This is a genomic window from Mangrovitalea sediminis, assembly GCF_002514725.1.
In the GTDB taxonomy this organism is placed as follows: Bacteria; Pseudomonadota; Gammaproteobacteria; order Pseudomonadales; family Oleiphilaceae; genus Mangrovitalea; species Mangrovitalea sediminis.
Genome location: NZ_NTLB01000001.1, coordinates 994884 through 1014058 on the forward strand (window position 1 = coordinate 994884; position 19175 = coordinate 1014058).

18 protein-coding genes are annotated in these 19175 nt (G+C 60.9%); 11 read left to right on the plus strand and 7 right to left on the minus strand.

Annotation, left to right across the window (positions count from 1 at the left end):
* Positions 1–329: 329 nt before the first annotated feature.
* Positions 330–1253, plus strand: a complete 924-nt coding sequence (locus CLR77_RS04680) for an esterase/lipase family protein (protein ID WP_227519804.1) — start codon at positions 330–332, stop codon at positions 1251–1253.
* 300 nt (positions 1254–1553) lie between these two features.
* Here the strand turns inward: CLR77_RS04680 and CLR77_RS04685 are convergent, their stop codons facing one another.
* Complete coding sequence (locus CLR77_RS04685; RefSeq protein WP_097459394.1) at positions 1554–2156, minus strand: TetR/AcrR family transcriptional regulator; 603 nt, start codon at positions 2154–2156, stop codon at positions 1554–1556.
* A 117-nt stretch (positions 2157–2273) separates the two neighbouring features.
* Here CLR77_RS04685 and CLR77_RS04690 point away from each other — a divergent pair, with 117 nt between their 5' ends.
* The 3 genes from CLR77_RS04690 (at position 2274) to CLR77_RS04700 (ending at position 5980) form a co-directional block, all read left to right on the plus strand.
* Positions 2274–3401 (plus strand): HlyD family secretion protein, encoded by a 1128-nt coding sequence (locus CLR77_RS04690; RefSeq protein WP_097459395.1) that lies wholly within the window; start codon positions 2274–2276, stop codon positions 3399–3401.
* Positions 3402–3413: 12 nt separating this feature from the next.
* Entirely contained in the window at positions 3414–4970 is a 1557-nt protein-coding gene (locus tag CLR77_RS04695; RefSeq protein WP_198962657.1) for a DHA2 family efflux MFS transporter permease subunit, read from the plus strand.
* Positions 4971–5050: 80 nt separating this feature from the next.
* The gene (locus CLR77_RS04700; protein WP_097459396.1) at positions 5051–5980 is read left to right on the plus strand and encodes an alpha/beta fold hydrolase; all 930 of its coding nucleotides are present in this window, start codon (positions 5051–5053) and stop codon (positions 5978–5980) included.
* Between the two features lie 36 nt (positions 5981–6016).
* On the opposite strand, the gene CLR77_RS04705 is transcribed toward CLR77_RS04700, so the two are convergent.
* Positions 6017–6406 carry a tautomerase family protein gene (locus CLR77_RS04705; RefSeq protein WP_097459397.1) on the minus strand — a complete coding sequence of 130 codons (390 nt, stop codon included), beginning with the start codon at positions 6404–6406 and terminating at the stop codon, positions 6017–6019.
* A 52-nt stretch (positions 6407–6458) separates the two neighbouring features.
* On the minus strand, positions 6459–6779 hold the full coding sequence (locus CLR77_RS04710) for a carboxymuconolactone decarboxylase family protein (RefSeq protein WP_097459398.1): 321 nt from the start codon (positions 6777–6779) through the stop codon (positions 6459–6461).
* Between the two features lie 141 nt (positions 6780–6920).
* Here CLR77_RS04710 and CLR77_RS04715 point away from each other — a divergent pair, with 141 nt between their 5' ends.
* Complete coding sequence (locus CLR77_RS04715; protein ID WP_097459399.1) at positions 6921–7805, plus strand: LysR substrate-binding domain-containing protein; 885 nt, start codon at positions 6921–6923, stop codon at positions 7803–7805.
* A 74-nt stretch (positions 7806–7879) separates the two neighbouring features.
* Positions 7880–8554, plus strand: a complete 675-nt coding sequence (locus CLR77_RS04720; protein WP_097459400.1) for a hypothetical protein — start codon at positions 7880–7882, stop codon at positions 8552–8554.
* A 20-nt stretch (positions 8555–8574) separates the two neighbouring features.
* Here CLR77_RS04720 and CLR77_RS04725 read toward each other — a convergent pair whose 3' ends face one another.
* Positions 8575–9543: a LysR family transcriptional regulator gene (locus CLR77_RS04725; protein WP_097459401.1), complete on the minus strand. Its 969-nt coding sequence runs from the start codon at positions 9541–9543 to the stop codon at positions 8575–8577.
* A 153-nt stretch (positions 9544–9696) separates the two neighbouring features.
* Between CLR77_RS04725 and CLR77_RS04730 the strand changes: the two genes are divergently transcribed.
* From CLR77_RS04730 to CLR77_RS04745, 4 genes are all read left to right on the plus strand, one after another.
* Positions 9697–10917, plus strand: coding sequence for an efflux RND transporter periplasmic adaptor subunit (locus CLR77_RS04730; protein WP_097459402.1), 1221 nt, complete (start codon positions 9697–9699; stop codon positions 10915–10917).
* An 8-nt stretch (positions 10918–10925) separates the two neighbouring features.
* Complete coding sequence (locus CLR77_RS04735) at positions 10926–14108, plus strand: efflux RND transporter permease subunit (protein ID WP_097459403.1); 3183 nt, start codon at positions 10926–10928, stop codon at positions 14106–14108.
* Between the two features lies 1 nt (position 14109).
* A complete protein-coding gene (locus tag CLR77_RS04740) occupies positions 14110–15543 on the plus strand; it encodes an efflux transporter outer membrane subunit (protein WP_097459404.1) in 1434 nt (477 codons plus the stop codon).
* Between the two features lie 347 nt (positions 15544–15890).
* Complete coding sequence (locus tag CLR77_RS04745) at positions 15891–16106, plus strand: hypothetical protein (protein ID WP_097459405.1); 216 nt, start codon at positions 15891–15893, stop codon at positions 16104–16106.
* A 26-nt stretch (positions 16107–16132) separates the two neighbouring features.
* Here CLR77_RS04745 and CLR77_RS04750 read toward each other — a convergent pair whose 3' ends face one another.
* A complete protein-coding gene (locus tag CLR77_RS04750) occupies positions 16133–16426 on the minus strand; it encodes a hypothetical protein (protein ID WP_097459406.1) in 294 nt (97 codons plus the stop codon).
* Positions 16427–16995: 569 nt separating this feature from the next.
* On the opposite strand from CLR77_RS04750, the gene CLR77_RS04755 reads away from it, so the two are divergent.
* A complete protein-coding gene (locus CLR77_RS04755) occupies positions 16996–17718 on the plus strand; it encodes a lysophospholipid acyltransferase family protein (RefSeq protein WP_097459407.1) in 723 nt (240 codons plus the stop codon).
* Between the two features lie 375 nt (positions 17719–18093).
* Here the strand turns inward: CLR77_RS04755 and CLR77_RS04760 are convergent, their stop codons facing one another.
* On the minus strand, positions 18094–18330 hold the full coding sequence (locus CLR77_RS04760) for a hypothetical protein (RefSeq protein ID WP_097459408.1): 237 nt from the start codon (positions 18328–18330) through the stop codon (positions 18094–18096).
* A 285-nt stretch (positions 18331–18615) separates the two neighbouring features.
* The gene (locus CLR77_RS04765) at positions 18616–19107 is read right to left on the minus strand and encodes a carboxypeptidase-like regulatory domain-containing protein (protein ID WP_198962658.1); all 492 of its coding nucleotides are present in this window, start codon (positions 19105–19107) and stop codon (positions 18616–18618) included.
* Between the last annotated feature and the right edge of the window lie 68 nt (positions 19108–19175).

A 19175-nucleotide genomic window follows, 5' to 3' on the forward strand; every position in this document is an offset into this window, starting at 1 on the left:
AACGATAGTCGTCTTTATAAAAAACCTTACGGATACGTCGATCCAGCGCAGTGGGTTCGACTGACGCCTCAGACCTGGCTACCTAGAGTAGTCACCTGAGGCTGCCACCTAAAGTCGCAACCTGAACTAGTTGCCCCGAATATGTCTCTGCGAAATCTTGATGGATAGCATCGTCACCGGCTGTCACCTGGCCGGCAGAGGCGAGGGGATTGATTGATCGGGGTGACACCCGAATGCCGCGATGCTGCCAATGGGGATGGCGTAACGCGCCCTTAGACTGACGACTAGCCCTTGATAACGTCCACCGATTTCATGCGGGAGTGTGCAGCGTGACAACGTCCGAGCAGGATCTTCGCGGCTGGCAGGCCCAGATATCCGCTGTCGCCAGCGGCTTCATCGGCGACTGGCTGGAAGCACAACACAGTCCACTGGCGATTCCCATGCAGCTTCGCACCCAAACCGGTGCGCTGCTGCCGGACAGGGCATCGATCCAGACAGCCCTGCCGGATGCCCGCCCACAACTTGCCCTCTTTATACACGGCCTGACCGAGCTGGATACCATCTGGCGCTATCCCCGCCAACCCGGCGTCGACTACGGCAGCCTGCTGGCAGAAGAGCGTGATTTCTCTGCCCTTTACCTGCGCTATAACACGGGGCTGGCCATCGCCGACAACGGCCGCCGGCTGAACGATCTCCTCGGAATGCTCATCCGGCATTGGCCGGTGCCGCTGGAACGCCTGGTACTGGTCGGCCACAGTATGGGCGGACTGGTGATCCGCAGCGCCTGCCACCAGGCGGACCATGACGGGGCTTCCTGGGTCCGCCGGGTCAGTGACTGCATTTATCTGGGCTCGCCCCATCAGGGATCGCCCGTTGCCAAGCTGGCGCACGGAAGCGCAGCCCTGCTCCAGGCCATGCCCCGCGATTACCTCAAGGTGATCGGCGAACTCATTGACCTGCGCAGTCAGGGGATCCGCAACCTGACACATGGCGATATCGCGGAGCGGCCAGACGAACGCCTGCCCCTGTTGGCAGGCATCCGGCATTTCGCGGGCATCGGCGCTCTCGGCCACCGGCCAGGTCACCCGCTGACAACAGTCCTGGGCGACGCCCTGGTCAGGCCCGGCAGTGCCCAGGGCCAGAACGAGCCGGGCTGGCAGTTGGCCGGTACCCGCGAATTTCACGGCGTCGGCCATATCCGGCTGGCACACCATTCGGATGTCTATCTGCAAATCAGGGACTGGCTGTCATGACACCGACAGAAACCGAAAACACCCAAAAGCCCGCGCAACGCCTCCGGGCACCGACACGGGCATGGTGGCTCGGCGTGACGGAAATGCTGGGCCAGGGTCTGTACCAGGGGACAAAGCGCGTCGAACGGGCACATCTGGCCATCGCGGAGGAAAGCTTTCGGATACTACGGGAAGTCCCGCTGATAAAGCCCGTTTCGGAGAGCGTTAAACGAACCCACGACCTGGTCGCCGTCGGCACCTATGCCGGCGTGGGCGGCTTGGGGAAGTTGCTGAGCGCAGCATCGAGAACGCTCAGGCAGCCTAGGGATGCGGATGCCGGCAACCTTCAAGAAACTGGGTCACAACCTGACGCAGGTAGTGAGTCCGATCGACATCCTGCACGTTAACCCGCAATAGCGCGCGCCAGAACAGGTCTCCTCGCAACAGCGCCAGGAAATCCCGTGCGGCCTCGTCGACACTGCGCACTGAAAGTTCACCGGCCTCGACACGCCTCCGCAGCAAGCGGGCAACCGCTCGCTGCGCGATGGTCGGCCCCACCTCATGAAAGATACGGCCCAGTTCCGGATCATTCTGGCTCTCTGCCACCACGGCACGAATGACTGCAAGGCGCTTCTCATCCAGCAAAAAGGCCAGATAGCAACGCCCGAGGCATTCGAGCGCTTCGGGTAACGCGAGACCGCTCAGCTCGACCTGATCGAGGTTCTCCACCAGCGCCTCGCTGGCCCGTTGTACGGCCGTCCGGAACAGGGCGGACTTGCCGGGGAAATGGTTATAGAGCGTGGCCTTGGAGACATCGGCCTGCCTGGCGATCCGGTCCATCGACGCGCGACTGTAGCCGACCTCGCAAAACACCGAGGCCGCCGCCTGTAATATCTTTTCGGTACGCTGGGGGTCCAGTGACATTTGTCTGCCGTCGCTTTTTACTTGTACAATCGCAAAACTAAACTGAACGGTTCAGTTTTTTAGCTTATCGAAAATTCGCCTTCTTTGCCATTAGCCCCGCAGGATGGGATAAGTGACATGTCTCCACGTCTGAAGCGACTTTTTATCGGTTTCGCAGTGATTGCGGTGATCGCCATCATCCTCTGGTGGTTGAGCGCCGGCAAACAGAGCACTGACGATGCGTTCATCGAGCGCAATGTTACCTATCTCAAGCCCCAGGTCAGCGGCCCCCTGATTGCCGTCAAGGTCACGGATAACCAGGCGGTGCATAGCGGCGACGTCCTGTTCCAGATCGATCCGGCGCCGTTCAAGGTTGCCCTGGAAAGCGCCCAGGCCAAGGCTGCCAGCGCCTCAGCAGAAGTCAGACGTGCCCAGGCCAACCTGGAGGCGTACAAAGCCAGCCTGGAAGCCCGTCAGCAGGATGCCGAGGCCGGTGTCGCGGTCGCCCAGGCACAGGTCACCCAACAGAAGAACAGTCTGGTCGCAACCCAGGCTCGCATAGAGCAGGCGCAACGCAACCTGACCCGCTACGAGAAACTGGCCGTGCGCAGACAGGTCTCTGCGCAGACCGTCGATGATGCCAAGACCCAGTTGCGCACCCTCAGCGCAGACCTCAACACCACGCAGGCCGCCATTCTGGTGGCACAGCGTCAGGTCGGCGAAGCCAAGGCCAACTTGGCCACTGTCGACGCCGATCGCAAACAGCTGGCAGTCCTGGGAGCGTCGATCGAGCAGGCGCAGGGCGCCCTCAAGGAAGCCAACGCCGCCGTCGATCAAGCCCAACTGAACTTGCAGTGGACGACGATCACCGCCCCCGTCGACGGCCACATCAGCGAAGTGGAAACCAAGGTCGGCAGCATGGTCGGACCCGACACCACGCTGGTCATCGAAGTCGCAGGCAAACCCTGGGTAACGGCCAACTACAAGGAAACCGATATCGGCGGCATGCACGTCGGCGACAAGGTGAAGATCAAGGTCGATGCCTACCCCGGCCAGACACTCGAAGGCCAGGTCCAGTCCTTCCAGCCGGGTACGGGTGCCCGCTTCAGCCTGCTGCCACCGGAGAATGCCACCGGCAACTTCGTCAAGGTGGTGCAGCGGATTCCCGTGCGCATTACGCTCGACAAGGTGCCCGACGACATGCAGCTGTGGCCGGGGATGTCGGTCGTACCGACGGTCTACCTGAACAGCGGCAAACCGCACTAACGGAGCACGGGCATGGCTGAGGCAGCCGCCGGGGGAGCCGTCCTTCCCCGCGCCAAACGCAGCATCAATCCGTGGCTGATTGCACCCATGGTGGCGCTGGCCGCCTTCATGGAAGTGCTGGACATCTCTATCGCCAACGTGTCGCTGCAGAATATCTCCGGCAGCCTGGCGGCCAGCCCCGACCAGGCTACCTGGATACTGACCTCCTATCTGGTCACCAATGCCGTGGTGCTCCCCATCTCCGGCTGGCTGTCGGAATATTTCGGACGCACCCGCTTTTTTATTGCCTGCATCATTGGCTTCAGCCTGGCCTCCCTCGCCTGCGGGCTGGCGCCCAACCTGGAGCTGCTGATTGCCTTCCGCGCGATTCAGGGTATGGCGGGCGGCGCCCTGCAACCGGTGTCCCAGGCGATCCTGGCCGATGCCTTCCCGCCCGAGAAGCGGCCCATGGCCTTTGCCATGTACGGTATCGCCGTGGTGGCGGCACCGGCCATCGGACCGACGTTGGGCGGCTGGATTACTGACCAGTTCAGCTGGCACTGGATTTTCCTGATCAATGTGCCGGTCGGCATCGCGCTGGTCATGCTGATTCGTGCCTTTGTGCCGGATGAGCCGCCGAACCATGACGGCAGCCCGGTCGACTACTTGGGTTTCGCCCTGATCGCGCTCGGCCTCGGCAGCCTGCAGTGGCTGCTGGATCGCGGCCAGACGGCTGACTGGTGGGCATCGACGCAGATTCGTGTCCTGGCGGTTATCGTCGTGGTATGTCTGTCGACCTATATCGTCCGCGCCTTCGACCAGAAAAACCCCATCGTCGACCTGCGCCTGTTCCGCTACAAGAATTACGCTGTGTCCAACGTTCTGATGTTCGTGCTCGGCTTTGTGCTGCTCGGCTCGACGGCGATGCTGCCGCTCTTCATGCAGTCGCTGCTGGGATACACCGCACTCGATGCCGGCCTGGTCATATCGCCGGGTGGCTTTGCCATCATGGCGCTCATGCCGATCATCGGTAAGCTGATCACCAGGGTGGATATCCGTGTTCTGATCACCTTCGGCCTGATCATCGGCGGCACTGCGCTTTGGCATATGGGTACCTTCAACCTGAATGTGGATCAGGCGACACTGGCGATGGTGCGCGCCTGGCAGACTGCTGGTATTGCCTTCCTGTTCATACCGATATCCACCGTGGCCTATATCGGCCTGCCGGCATCAGCCAACAACCAGGCTTCCGCCATGCTCGCCTTCATGCGTAACCTCGGCGGCGGCGTCGGCATTTCATTGCTGGTCACGCTGCTGGCCCGGTTGAGCGCGCACGACCGGGTCCCCCTGGTTGCGCATACCAATCCCGGCAACCCGGCCTGGACTCAGCATATACAGACGCTAACGGGCATGCTGGGCAGTCATGAACGGGCGATCGCCATGGCCTCCCAACAGTTGGAACAGCAAGCCAGCCTGCTGTCCTATATCACCGGCTTCCATCTCCTGGGGCTGCTGTTCTTTGCCATGATTCCGCTGGTCTGGCTGCTCAAGGTCGACGGCGACATCGCCGCTCCCGCCGGCGCCCACTGACAAGGTCCGGGCTTGAGTGCGGTCATGCCGTTTATCTGACCGCACTGGACCTGGCGATCAAGATTGCCTAATGTCGAGCCATGCACGATAAAGCGCGCTGGATCCCATCGTATTTCGTCAAGTTGCCCGACGGTCGTCATCTGGCCTATACAGACTATGGCGACCCGGAAGGCTATCCATTGATCTTCTGTCACGGCGTGCCAGGGTGCCGCCTGGAAGGACGTTATTTCGACGAAATGGCCAAGGAGTGGGGTTTCCGGATCATAACGCCGGACCGACCGGGCATTGGCCTGTCCCAGCCGGATAAGGATCGCTCCCTGCTCAACGATGCCCGCGATATCGGCTGGCTTGCCGACGCCCTGGACATCCATCGTTTTGGTGTTTTCGGCTGGTCCAGCGGTGGGCCGGTTACCCTGGCGACAGCTTACAGCCACCCCTCGCGGGTCACCTTTGTCGCCTCCCTGTCCGGTTACACCAATTTCGCCATCTTCCCGAAAGGCCGGGATATGCTGCTGCGGACCGGCTGGCCCCTTCCCAAACTTGCCCAGTGGAGCGGCTTGCTGTTCAAGGCCGTACTGGCGATTTTCGTCCTGTGCGCACGCCTGGTTCCGGGGTTCTACTATCAGGAAGTCCTCAAGGCCTGCGGCCAGCGGGACCGGGACATCCTCAGCCGGGCCGACCAGGAAAGCGAATTCCTGCGCGATCAGATCGAGGCCATGCGTTCAGGCATTGGTGAGCTCGCCCGCGAGCTGAACACCCAACATGGCGACTGGGGATTCCGCATGAGCGATATCCAGGTTCCGGTGGAACTGTTCCAGGGCGATGACGACCATTTCGTTCCTGTCGAACTGGCCCGCCACCAGGCCGCCCGCCTTCCTCACTCCCGCCTGCATATCCGCCATGGCGACGGTCACATGTACCCCCTGGACCCGGAGTTCCAGGCCATGTTCTTCAGCCTCGCACGCCGCAGCCTGACCGAACGTCATCCGAAAGCCGTCGTCGCAGAGTGACCCTATCTGCATAGCCATGATGCATCCGCCGATGGCTTAGGAGGGCATCGCCTGATTCGCCCTCCCCGAGGCAAAGGACCATTCATCAGCCTCCGTCGTATTGATCACGACCATCACATCTTCCGGTCGCACACCCGGCGCCTCCGCCAGCAACGCCACCAGGCGCTGGTAGAAGGCTGCCCGGGTCCGGGCATCCCGTTTACGACCCGCCGTTACCGCAAACAGGATAAAGTCATCGCTGCGCGGTCCACCCAGATAGTGGCGGTCGAACACCAGCTCTTCCGGGGCCAGTTGGTGAATCACCTGAAAGCGGTCGTCCGGAGGAACGTCGAACGCTTCCACCAGCGCTCGATGCAGGCTGTCAGAGACAGCGTTGAGGTAGGTGGGGGATTTGCCGCTACACAGCGAAATGCGGGTAAAAGGCATCTGGATTTACCTCCTATCGAGTCATGCCCGTTGACCGGACAAACCGGTATCTTCAGACCGGGTCTGGAATCTCGTTCAGCAACGCCAGCGCTGAAACCGCATTGGGCCAGCCTGCGTAGAACGCCAGGTGGGTCATGACCTCCGCCACTGCTTCACGGGACAGACCGTTTTCCAGGGCCAGTTTCAGGTGATAAGGCAACTGCTCCAGGCGATACAGCGAGACCAGGGCGGCCACCGTGATCAGGCTCCGCTCCCGCTTCGATAACTGGGCCCGCTCCCAGATATCCCCGAACAACACCTCGTTCGTCAGCGCCGCCAGCTTGGGGGCCTGATTCATCATGGCTTGTCGAATCGTCTCGGTTCTATCGTTCATTCGTCACGCTCCGTTTAGCTTCGTTCACCGTTTCGGTCTCGGTTTCAGAAGACGTTTCTGTTTTGACAGGAGCACGATAACCTGACAGATTAATCCCGAATATCAGAAAGAATTTAACCAATAATCCCAAAATTCTGGACTATGGCGACAAACCGGCTGACCTTCGATCTCGATGTGCTGCGCAGCTTCGTGCTGGGGCTGGAACTCGGCAGTTTTGCCTGCGCCGCCGACCGCATCGGCCGCTCCACCTCGGCCGTGAGTGCCCAGCTCAAGAAACTCGAAGAACAGGTTGGCGAACCCCTCGTGCGCAAGGCCGGTCGCGGCCTGCAACCCACGCCGGCCGGCGAAATCATGCTGAGCTACGCCCGCCGCCTGCTGGCCCTCAATGACGAAGCAGCCAGTGCGGTCCGCGGCGCCGATTTGAGTGGCGGGGTACGCATCGGTATTCAGGAGGATTTCGGCGAAAGCATACTGCCGCAGGTGCTGGGCCTGTTTACGCGGGCCCATCCGCGGGTCGAAGTCCGGGCCCGTATCGCACGCAACGCGGAGCTCATCGAGGGTATCCGTTCAGGCGAACTGGATCTGGCCCTGGCCTGGGACGGCGGACAGCAATTACCCCACAGCGCGTCTTTAGGGCACTGGCCACTTTGCTGGATCGGCACCGAGCGTAGTGAAGAGGAAAAAACCCCTGGGAATCCCCTGCCACTGGCCCTGTTCGAAGCGCCCTGCCTGATGCGCAGCATCGCGCTGACAGCGCTCGACAACGCCAACCGTCCCTGGCGCATCGCCTTCAGCAGCCCCAGCTTGAGCGGTATATGGGCGGCAGTCGGCGCCGACCTCGGTGTCACGGTTCGTATTCGCGCCACCGTACCCGGGCACCTGCGGGTGCTGGAGCATCTGCCGCCCCTTCCTCCTATCGAGTTGAGGCTGCACCAATCCGATGCCGAACCTGCCGATGCAGTCAGGCGGCTCGCGGCGATCCTGCAACAAAGCCTGCATGAACTGGCGCAGAACGCCGGCGCTTAACAGGTTACCCGTCACACAACCTGTGCTAGCCTCGTGCATGAATGGCTTAAGACATCATGACGAGGAAGCTCCACATGAAACGGATAGTTCCGCTCCTGCTGGCACTCAGCCTGCCCTCAATGGCCCTGGCCGACCTGGAGGCGACCTACAAGGTCGGAGGCAACCAGTCGACGATGACGGTCGATTATCAGGATGCCCATCACCTGCGCATGTCGACACCCGGCAGCGCCTATATGCTGGTCACTGGCGACAAGATCTACACCGTGGTCAACCGTAATGGCCAACTGATGGCCATGGACGTCCAGAAAATGGGCGAAATGATGGAGAAATACCGCAAGCAGACCCATCAGGCCCAGCCGAAGGCAAAACCGATGTCGTTTTCCCTGAAGAACACCGGCCGTACCGAGAAAGTTGCGGGCTACAGCGGTAAGGTGCATACCATGGAAGTCAACGGCAAAACCGTCACGGTCGTCCTCACCGACGACAAGGATGTTGCCCGGCTGACCGAAGGTTTCATGGGCGCGATGCTGAAGATGGGTCAGTCACTGAGCGACGACCAGACGATGGACCCCAAGAAAATCCTGGGGGAAATCAGGAAAACCGGCTACGGCGGCCTGCTCAAGCAAGGCAACGACTTCGTGCTGATGTCCCTGCATAAGGTCGACAAGCCCGACAGTTTCTATACCCTGCCCAAAAATGCGCACGTCGTGGATATACCGACCACCCCGCCGGGTGCCGGCACGCAATAAACGGACACGCCGGAACGCCGTCAATGCGCTCCGGCCACCCTTTTCTGTTGTTCACGCATCTGCTGCGCCTGCATCGCCAGTTTTTTCCCCGGCTCGCAGGTCACGGAAAACAGGTCGGTCACCCATTCGATAAAGGCCTGTACCCGCGCCGAGAGATGGCGGCGCTGCGGATAGACCAGCCACAGCGGCGAGCCGACGAACACCGTCTCCGTCATCACGATTTCCAGTAATCCCTGCGCCAGCATCCGCGCCGCGAAACAGTGCGGCGCATGAATGATGCCCAGTCCTGCCACCGCGGCCTGAATCACCGATTCGCTGTCATTGATCAGCATGTGGGCCTGGATATCCAGCGCCACCCTGCCGTCCGGCGTGTCGAACTGCCACTGGGAAGGGCGGCCGGTCGCCGGGTCGACATAATTGATACAGCGGTGATCGATGAGGTCATCGATCTTCGAAGGCGTTCCGAACCGCTTCAGATAGGCCGGAGAGGCGCACAGCACATTGTTGAAATAACCGATCTTGCGCGCGATGAGATTGGAATCCTCCAGCTCGCCAATACGAATGGCGCAGTCAAAACGTTCCTCGTTCAGGTCGAAGGCGTAATCCCGCAGGGACAGCTCCAGGCGAATATCGGGATAGCGGACTTCGAAGTCCGCCAGATTGGGAATCAGCGCCGTGCGCCCGATAGAGGTCGGCGCCGCGATACGCAAGGTGCCCGAGGGTTTGCGGCGCGCCCGGCTGAGGGATTCCGTCGCTTCCGTGAGGTCCGCCAGGATGTCCTTGCAGCGGGCGTAAAACAGCGCACCTTCGTCCGTCATTTTCAACTGCCGCGTGGTGCGGAAGAACAGCCGGGTATCCAGTTGCTCCTCCAGCCGGGAGATCGCCCGGCTGACACCGGAAGGCGTCATATCCAGCTGTCGCGCCGCCGCGGAGAAGCTCTTGGCCTCCACCACACGGACAAAAGTGGAAATGCTGGACAGGTCTTCCATAGGGGCTCCGGAAATCACTTGTGACTGAAACTCAAAGGGGCATTGATTATAACCCCGTTTTTAGAATGGCAAGCAACCCATATGTTCCGCAATTGCAACTGTTAGCCTCCGCCGACGGCTGCACTTCATTGAAAAGCGGAAACGGAATAAGTCATGAAGAAAAAAGCGCTGATCACCGTCGCCCTCGTGGCGGCTATAGCGGTCGCTGTCCTCTCCCTGGACGGTCCCGCCGCTTCCAAGCCTCAGGCCGGTAAACATCCTTACCAGCCCGAGGTCACCGTCGCTCCGGTCATAAGCCGGAACATAGACGATATCGCCGTATTCACCGGCAAACTGCAGGCCGTCAATACCATCGACCTGCGCCCGCGTGTCAGCGGCTATGTCGAAACCGCCCACTTCAAGGAAGGCTCCCTGGTCCACAAGGGCGATGTCCTGTACCAAATCGATGCCAGGCCCTACCAGGCCGACGTCGACCGGCTCAACGCCAACCTGGCGCAGGCCAGGGCCCAATTGAAACTGGCCAGGGAGAATGCGGCCCGGGGGCAGCGCCTGCTGGCACGGCATGCCCTGTCTAAAGAAGAGGCGGACAGCATGACGACCGCCGCCGCCACCGCCCAGGCCCAGGTCGACTCGACCCGTGCAGCCCTGGAATCCGCCCGCCTTAACCTCAGCTTCACCCAGGTAAGGGCACCGATCACCGGCCGCATCAGCAGCGCCCTGGTCACGCCGGGCAACCTGGTCACCAGCAGCAGCATCCTGACCCGTATCGTCACCGTCGATCCCATCTATGCGGATTTCGATGTCGACGAACAACACTATCTGGAGCTGGCCCGCCAGCAGCGTCAGGGCCACCCCCTCAGTCAGGTGGAAATCGGCCTGGCGGATGAATCCGGCTTCCCGCACAAGGGGCGTATCGACTTCGTCGACAATGCCTTGCAAAGCCGTTCCGGCACCATGCGCATGCGCGCAGTCCTGAGCAACAGCGAGGGTCTCTACACGCCCGGGCTCTATGTCCGAGTGCGCCTGCACAGCGGCGCGCGGCGTCCGCGCATCCTGATCGACGATCGCGCCGTCGGCACCGATCTCAGCAATCGTTTCGTCTACGCCGTGAACGACCAGAACGCCGTCGTCTACAAGCGTGTCGATATCGGCCCGCTGTATGACGGATTGCGTGTCATCGAGAAAGGCCTGTCGCCCGGCGACCGCATCATCATCAACGGATTGCAGCGCGTTCAGCCCGGCGTCCACGTCCAGGCGGTGATGTCCTCCATGCAGGCCAACCTCTCGTCACACAATCGCGCTCTGCTCGCCGCATCCGACACCGCCGGACCCACGACGCTCGCCGATGCCAGCGCCCAGAAAGCACAACACTGAGGCCGCTCATGAAAAATATTGCCCAGTATTTCGTCAATCGGCCGATCTTCGCCGGGGTGATCTCGCTGCTGATCGTCATCGCCGGCGCCATCGCCCTGCCGTTGCTGCCGATCAGCGAATACCCCCAGGTGGTACCGCCGACGGTGGTGGTGCACGCCAGCTATCCGGGCGCCAGCCCTGAAACCATCGCCCAGACAGTGGCGACACCGCTGGAAACGGCGATCAATGGCGTCCAGGGCATGCTGTATACCTCGTCCCAATCGACCAGCGATGGCCAGATGACGCTGACCGTGACCTTCGCGCTCGGTACCGATCTGGACAACGCCCAGGTGCAGGTGCAGAACCGCGTGGCCCAGGTCCTGCCGAAACTGCCGCAGGAAGTGCAGCGGCTCGGCGTCACCACCCAGAAATCCTCGCCGGACCTGGCGATGGTGGTGCACCTGGTGTCACCGGACAAACGCTACAACATGCTCTACCTGTCCAATTTCGCCCGGCTGCGCGTGCAGGATCAGCTGCTGCGCCTGAAGGGTGTCGGTAACGTGCAGGTTTTCGGCGCTGGCCAGTACAGCATGCGGGTCTGGCTTAATCCCCGGAAACTCGCGGAACGCGGCCTGAGCACCGGTGATGTGGTCAAGGCGATCCAGGAACAAAACGTCGAAGTGGCGGCCGGTAAACTGAATGCACCGCCCGCCCCCAGCGACGCCAGCTTCCAGCTCAACATCAATACCCGTGGACGCCTGGTGACCGCCGCGGACTTCCGCCACATCATCCTGCGCACCGATCCGGACGGCGCCGTCGTCCACCTCGGGGATGTCGCCCGTGTCTCGTTGGGGGCCGACCAGTACGCCCTGCGCAGCCTGCTGGACAACCAGCCGGCCGCCGCCATGGGGATCTTCGCCCGCCCCGGCTCCAACGCGTTGCAGATCTCCCAGGAAGTCCGCGCCACCATGAAGCAACTGCAGAAGCAGTTCCCTCAGGGCGTCGAATATCGCATCGTCTACGACCCGACCGTGTTCGTGCGCGGCTCGATCAAGGCCGTGGTGCATACGCTGTTCGAAGCGATCGGGCTCGTCGTGCTGGTCGTGATCCTGTTCCTGCAGACCTGGCGGGCGTCGATCATTCCCCTGGTCGCCGTGCCGGTATCGCTGATCGGCACCTTCGCCGTCATGTACGTGTCGGGCTTCAGCCTCAACGCCCTGTCCCTGTTCGGGCTGGTGCTGGCGATAGGCATCGTGGTGGACGACTCCATCGTGGTGGTGGAGAACGTGGAGCGCAATATCGGCCTCGGTCTGGCACCCAAGGACGCCACGCGACAGGCCATGCGAGAGGTCACGGGCCCCATCATCGCCACCGCCCTGGTGCTCTGCGCGGTTTTCGTGCCGACCGCCTTCATCACCGGCCTGACCGGCCAGTTCTATCGTCAGTTCGCCCTGACCATCGCCATCTCCACGGTGATCTCGGCGTTCAACTCCCTGACCCTGAGCCCGGCGCTGGCGTCGATTCTGCTGAAATCCCACGACGCACCCAAGGACCGGCTGGCCCGCATCATGGACAGCCTGCTCGGCTGGTTCTTCCGGCCGTTCAACTATCTGTTCGAGCGCGGTTCGCAGCGCTACGTCGGCGGAGTGCGCCGCATCCTGCGCCGTTCGACCGTTGCCCTGGTGCTCTATGCCGGTCTCATCGGCCTGACCTATATGGGCTTCTCCAAGGTGCCGACGGGGTTCGTGCCGCAGCAGGACAAGCAGTACCTGGTGGCCTTCACCCAACTGCCGGACGCAGCCTCGCTGGATCGCACCACGGCGGTGATCAAGCAGATGTCGGCCATCGCCCTGAAGCAGCCCGGCGTGCAGAGTTCGGTGGCCTTCCCGGGACTGTCGATCAACGGCTTCACCAATGCCTCGAATGCGGGCATCGTCTTCGTGACGCTGAAACCGTTCGACCAGCGGCGTGATCCCTCACTGTCCGCCGGTGCCATCGCCCAGGCCCTGAACGCCAAGTTCAGCGCCATCCAGGACGGCTACATTGCGGTCTTCCCGCCGCCTCCCGTGATGGGCCTCGGCACCATCGGCGGCTTCCGGATGCAGGTCGAGGATCGTGGCAGCGTCGGTTTCGACACCCTCTACAAGGAGACGCAGAAACTCATCGGCGCCGCCTACAAGACACCGGGGCTGGCCGGACTCTTCTCCAGTTTCCGGGTCAGCGTGCCGCAGGTCGATGTCGATGTGGACCGGGAGAAAGCCAAGGCCGAGGGCATCGATCTGGGTGATGCCTACCAGACCATGCAGGCCTATCTGGGCTCCCTGTACGTCAACGACTTCAACCGCTTCGGGCGCACCTATCCCGTCAACCTGTCGGCAGAGCCCCGGTTCCGCCGCGACCTGGCGGATATCGGCATGCTCAAGACGCGGAATGCGGATGGCAACCTGGTGCCCCTCGGCTCCTTCGTCAAAGTCCACGAGGGCGCCGGCCCCGACCGGGTAATGCATTACAACGGCTACCCAACCTCGGAAATCAACGGCGGACCGGCACCGGGCTTCAGTTCGGGACAGGCACAAGCCCTGATGGAAAAACTGGCGAAACAGGTCCTGCCCAGCAACATGAGTTACGAGTGGACCGACCTGACCTATCAGCAGATCCTGGCCGGCAACACCGCGCAACTGGTATTCCCGCTCTGCGTGGTGCTCGCCTTCCTCATGCTGGCAGCGCTCTATGAAAGCTGGTCGCTGCCGCTGGCGGTCATCCTCATCGTTCCCATGGGATTGCTCTCGGCCATTGCCGGTGTCTGGCTGAGCCACGGCGACAACAACATCTTCACCCAGATCGGCTTCATCGTGCTGGTCGGACTGGCCTGTAAGAACGCCATCCTGATCGTCGAGTTCGCCAAAGACCGCCAGCGGGAGGGTATGGACCGGCTTTCGGCCGTGCTGGAAGCCGCCCGCCTGCGTCTGCGGCCGATCCTGATGACGTCCATCGCCTTCATCATGGGCGTGGTGCCGCTGGTGTATTCCCACGGCGCCGGGGCGGAGATGCGCCATGCCATGGGCGTTGCGGTATTCGCCGGCATGATCGGCGTCACCGCCTTCGGTCTGATCTTTACGCCGGTGTTCTATCTGGTGATTCGCGGTCTGGTCGAACGTTATCAGGCCCGCAAGCGCCAGGCACCGCTGCTGACAACGGCAGAGGAACTTTGAAATGAGTAAAACCCTGTTCGGGGCCGCCTTCGGGCTGGCCCTGGCCTTGGCCGGCTGCAGTAGCATCGGCCCCAACTACCACGCGCCGCACACCGCGGCGCCCGTCCTGAGTGCTATCGACAAGACACAGGAAAGCAACGCCCACTTCCAGGCCCAATGGTGGCAGCAATTCGGCGATCCCACGCTGGACACGCTGATGCACAAGGCCGCCGCCCATAACCTGGATCTGCAGGTGGCCCTGGCCCGGTTGCGTGCCTCCCGCGCCCAGCTCGGCCTGGCGGAGGCCTACCGTTGGCCGACCGTCAATACCGGCGCCAGCTATAGCCGCAGCCGGGAGCAGCAGCCTGGGTTCAGCACGCAGCGCAGCACGGTCAACCGCTACCAGGCCGGCTTCGACGCCACCTGGGAACTGGACCTGTTCGGCGGCATACGCCGCTCCGTGGAAGCCGCCAACGCGGATCTCGGCGCCAGCGAAGCGGGCCTGCAGGATGTGCAGGTCAGCCTGATGGCGGAAGTCGCCCGCAACTACTTCAACCTGCGTGGCACCCAACTGCGCCTGAAAATCGCGCAACGGGGTGTCCGCATCCAGAAGGAAACCCTGGCGCTGACCCAGTCCCGGGAAAGGATCGGCACCGGCTCCGACCAGGATGTCGCCAGCGCCGGTGCCCGCCTCGCTGCCGTCGAAGCGGAACTACCACAACTGCAGGCCGAAGCCAAAGCCAGCGAGTACCGCCTTGCCGTGTTGCTCGGTGAACGCCCGGATCAGTTGAACGTGGACCTCTCCCCCGCCCACTTCCAGCCGATCACCACGACGCTACCCATCGGAGACGCCGGCAACATCCTCGCCCGCCGCCCGGACGTGCGGGTCGCAGAACGGCAGTTCGCCGCAGCGACGGCCCGAATCGGAATTGCCAAGGCGGACTACTACCCCAAAGTCGCCCTCGGCGGCTTTATCGGCTTCCTCACCGGCGAAAGCCACGACTTCGGCCGCTCCGCTTCCGAAGCCTGGTCGCTGACACCCAGCATCAGCTGGTCCATCCTCGACTGGAAGCGCCTGGGTGCGAGGCTGGACACCAGCAAAGCCAACGCCGACGCCGCCCTCGCCAACTACAAGCAGACCGTCCTACTCGCCATCGAGGACATCGACAATGCGCTGACGGGCTTCAATCAGCAGCGGGCCAGGGTCGAGAAACTGATGGATCAGAGTCGGCTGAGCCGTAAAGCGGCGGATATTGCCAAGGTGCGTTATCAGGAAGGGGCGACGGACTTCCTGGCTCTGCTGGATGCGCAGCGGACCGCGCTGACGGCGGATGATGATCTGGCGCAGGCGGAGACGGCGGTGAATACGCAGGCTGTGGCGTTGTATAAGGCGCTTGGTGGGGGTTGGCAGGCTTGTGGGGATGCGGAGTGTAGTGCGCTTGCTGCTAATCCGTAGAAAGTGGATTTAGTTTAGGAAAGGCACGCCGGGCGGTTTTTTGCCCGTTCCGGCGGTTGCCTCGTATCAACCCGCCGTACTGCATCGCTAGCGGCCACCTTTAAGCCCCTCGCCCCTTGCGGGAGAGGGGGCAGTCGAGGCCCGCCTCGACCAGATCACATCTCACCCATCAGCCACGCACCTCATCCCGCGACTCTTCTCCTCATCCTCTCCCACAAAGCCCCCGTAGGGCGCATTAACCGAAGGGCAATGCGCCGAATGGTGGCGGATAAACGTGGAGTTCAAGCTCCTGAGTGGTGAATTGGCGTTGAGTGATGTTATAAGCCGCAGACACCGAGTGACTTCGCATGCGGCGCATTGCCCTTGGCCGTATACGGCGGGAAGCGTTTGACGCCTCGAACGTGCCCACCGAAGCCGCCGTCTTCAAAGACCCGGCGACCGCAAGGTCGCGCATCTATATCAACCGTGCCGGCAAGGCGATCGTGGATGAGCTGATCGCCTCGGCCGGTCTGACGGGTATCGAGTGTGCTGACTGCGAAACGAGAGCGCTGAGTGTGTTGTAGCTCGCTGCAGGCGCATTGCCCTTTCGTTACACAGGCTCATGCAAAATCGCCTGAGCAACCAACAGCATAATTAATACAAAAAGCATAACTCTTATAACATATACATAATACACATCCATCCTGCCTCTTGTAGGCGAAAGCAAATAGGCTAGATATTTCCAAGTCGTAATAGCATTGTTTTTATAGATAGGATGAAATTGATGGGTGGCCTCCCAAGAGGCGGGTAGTTTTTTCTTCATAAAATTACAATGCAGACAAACAATGATAAAATAAACAACAAATAGAGGTACATATATAAGCAGATACATCAGTAGCTCCATAGTTTCCGTGTATATCCTTTGACGACCAGATGTGACAATCCGTATCCGTATCACTTGCCTGGAGATTCAAGAATTCGCTAGACGTTGCCTATACTGGCGAATTCGGTGTCAACTATAAGCCGAAAGCGCTTGCAAGTAACGACTCAGCCCGCGTAGGACGCATTAACCGAAGGGCAATGCGCCGAATGGTGGCGGGTATACTTTAATTTCAGGTTCCTGGGTGATGAATCGGTGTTGAGTGATGTTATAAGTCGCGGACACCGAGTGACTTCTCATGCGGCGCATTGCCCTTCGGTTAATGCGCCCTACCCTCCTCACGCTTTTTTCGCGCCTCATACTGTGCGGGACCCCATTGATCTGTTGACAGGCTCTCGACGGTGGATTCGGGTGGCATTAAGGGGCCCGGACGACCACGGAAAGCTTAAAAATGAAACTGACCCGGTTTCTGCATATCCCGTCATTCCATACCCTACCGGCGTACAAAAATACGACAAAAGCTGTATTTCGCATTTCAGTGAACAGTTGTACGCTGAATACTCTATTTACGGTTGTCGAGTGGTTTGCGGTCTATGCGAATTCGAGCTTTTTTCGCCTGGAGCTACTGCGCACTGGCGTCCTGCCTTGGATTTTTGGTGTGCCTGATGCGCCCGTTCAATGCCAACAACAACTGCGTTAACGGTTGGCTGTTTGCGCGGGGCGGGCGTTCGTGCCTGGGTATGCGGGTGGACGTGGAAGGGCGCGAGCATCTCGATTTTGCCGGCCCGCGGGTGGTGATCGCCAACCATCAGCACAACGAGGATGTGTTTGTGTTGGGGGATATACTTCCGCCTCGCACCGTCGTCGTGGGCAAGTCCAGCCTGCGTTGGCTACCCCTGTTCGGACAGATGTTGTGGCTGGGCGGCAATGTCCTGATCAACCGCCGTCACCGGGGTAAGGCAATCGCAGCCATTCAGGCAACGCGAAAGGCACTGACCGAACAGCGCAAGTCCATCTGGATTTTCCCCGAAGGCACCCGTAATCACGGCGGTGAGCTGCTGCCCTTCAAAAAGGGCGCCTTCCACGCCGCCATTGCCGCGGGCGTTCCCATCAGTATGGTCTGTGTCAGCCGCTATCAGGGATCGGCCGGCCACGGCGCCAACGGAAATCCGGTCCGGGTGAAAATTCTGCCGCCTGTGGCCACCGATGGTATGAGCAGCAACGATGTGCCACAACTGATGAGCGCCTGTTACGAGCACATGCGCGAGGCGATTGCCGAGCTTAATCACTATCTGCCAGCGCCGGATGCCGCATGATTGTCAGGCGCGGATAACCAGACTCCCCACTTTACACCCCATGTGGCACGCGCCACATCAGGCCCGCCAAAACGGCTTCTTCATCTCATCTCGTCGCTGCGACTCGCTGATCCCGGCGTCCTTTAGGTGCGGCCCTCTGTCAGCACATGCTTGGCAGACAATGGATAAGGCGCAATCCGAACAGTCGCGTGCTAGCGATCACGCCGACAGGCGCTCGCGCATTGAGTGGCTGGCTGGGCATCCAAGCCTGGGACTGGATTCAATCAGGACCGTCAGCGAAAACCGGGAAGGATCCCGTTTGCGGATTTACCTCTCAATAACACCACCCGGTGCAATGACAGAGGCCGCCGTACACGCTTTCGGTCGTCACACGGGTCAATCCGGCGTCGGTCCCCGATCCGTCACCAGTTGCCTGTAGTCGGGCAGATTCGTTACTCCCTTTGTGGCCTCTGCGTAGGCTTCTTCCAATTCATCGGCCAGTGACTCGTAGTCGACCAATAGCAACTCTTCCGCCGGCACGATGGTCTCGTCCGGTAGGTCGCGCAGGCGATTGATCTCTCGATCGACCGCTTGGATGATCAGGACCAGTGATCTGTTTGTTATTTCTGCCATGGAGGAAACCTCTAGCACTCCGAACACCGCAAATGCGGCTTGCGGGTCAGCGTTGAGAAATGGGACCCCTTCTTTTTTCAGCCCGCGTAGGGCGCATTAACCGAAGGGCAATGCGCCGAATGGTGGCGGGTAAACTTTAATTTCAGGTTCCCGGGTGATGAATCGGTGTTGAGTGATGTTATCAGTCGCGGACATCGAGTAGCTTCTCATGCGGCGCATTGCCCTTCGGTTAATGCGCCCTACCCTTCTCATGCATTTCCGCGATCCCCCATGCCGATGACTCCTTCAAGATTTGGCACCGGCTCCACCGCTGACCGGTTTGCAAATGCCGTAATGGGTGCCCACGACATCAGGCTTGTCCGTCAGCTCGCAGACAAAATCGAGCGGCTGCCCATCGAGCTCGGTATTCGCCGCGAAGGTCAACTTGCCGTGCTTCCAACCCTCGTATTCAACACCGTCAAAGCGGATAACGATCGATTGATTGACGACCGGTTGTCCCGGCAACAGCCGCCACAGCAAGCCGAGTTGTTTCACGATGGCGGGGAAATGAAAGGTCCCATCCGCACCGGTCACGGCGCGCTGCACGCGGTTCTTCGCGTCGTCCCCGGACATACGCGCCGTCTCGATCACTTCCGCACCCTCGACCGGTTTACCCTGCATGAGCACTGTGCCGTGAACCTCGGAGAACAACACCCAATTTTTCGGAGCCCCCATCGCATAACCTCCAGACATCACCGACAGCAAACCCATCATCGCCATCAACGCAACCGTTCGCATCGTCATCACTCCATTGGATTCACTCGCGCCCTACCTGCCACGTTCGCTTGCCAGGAAAAGAGAGGGTA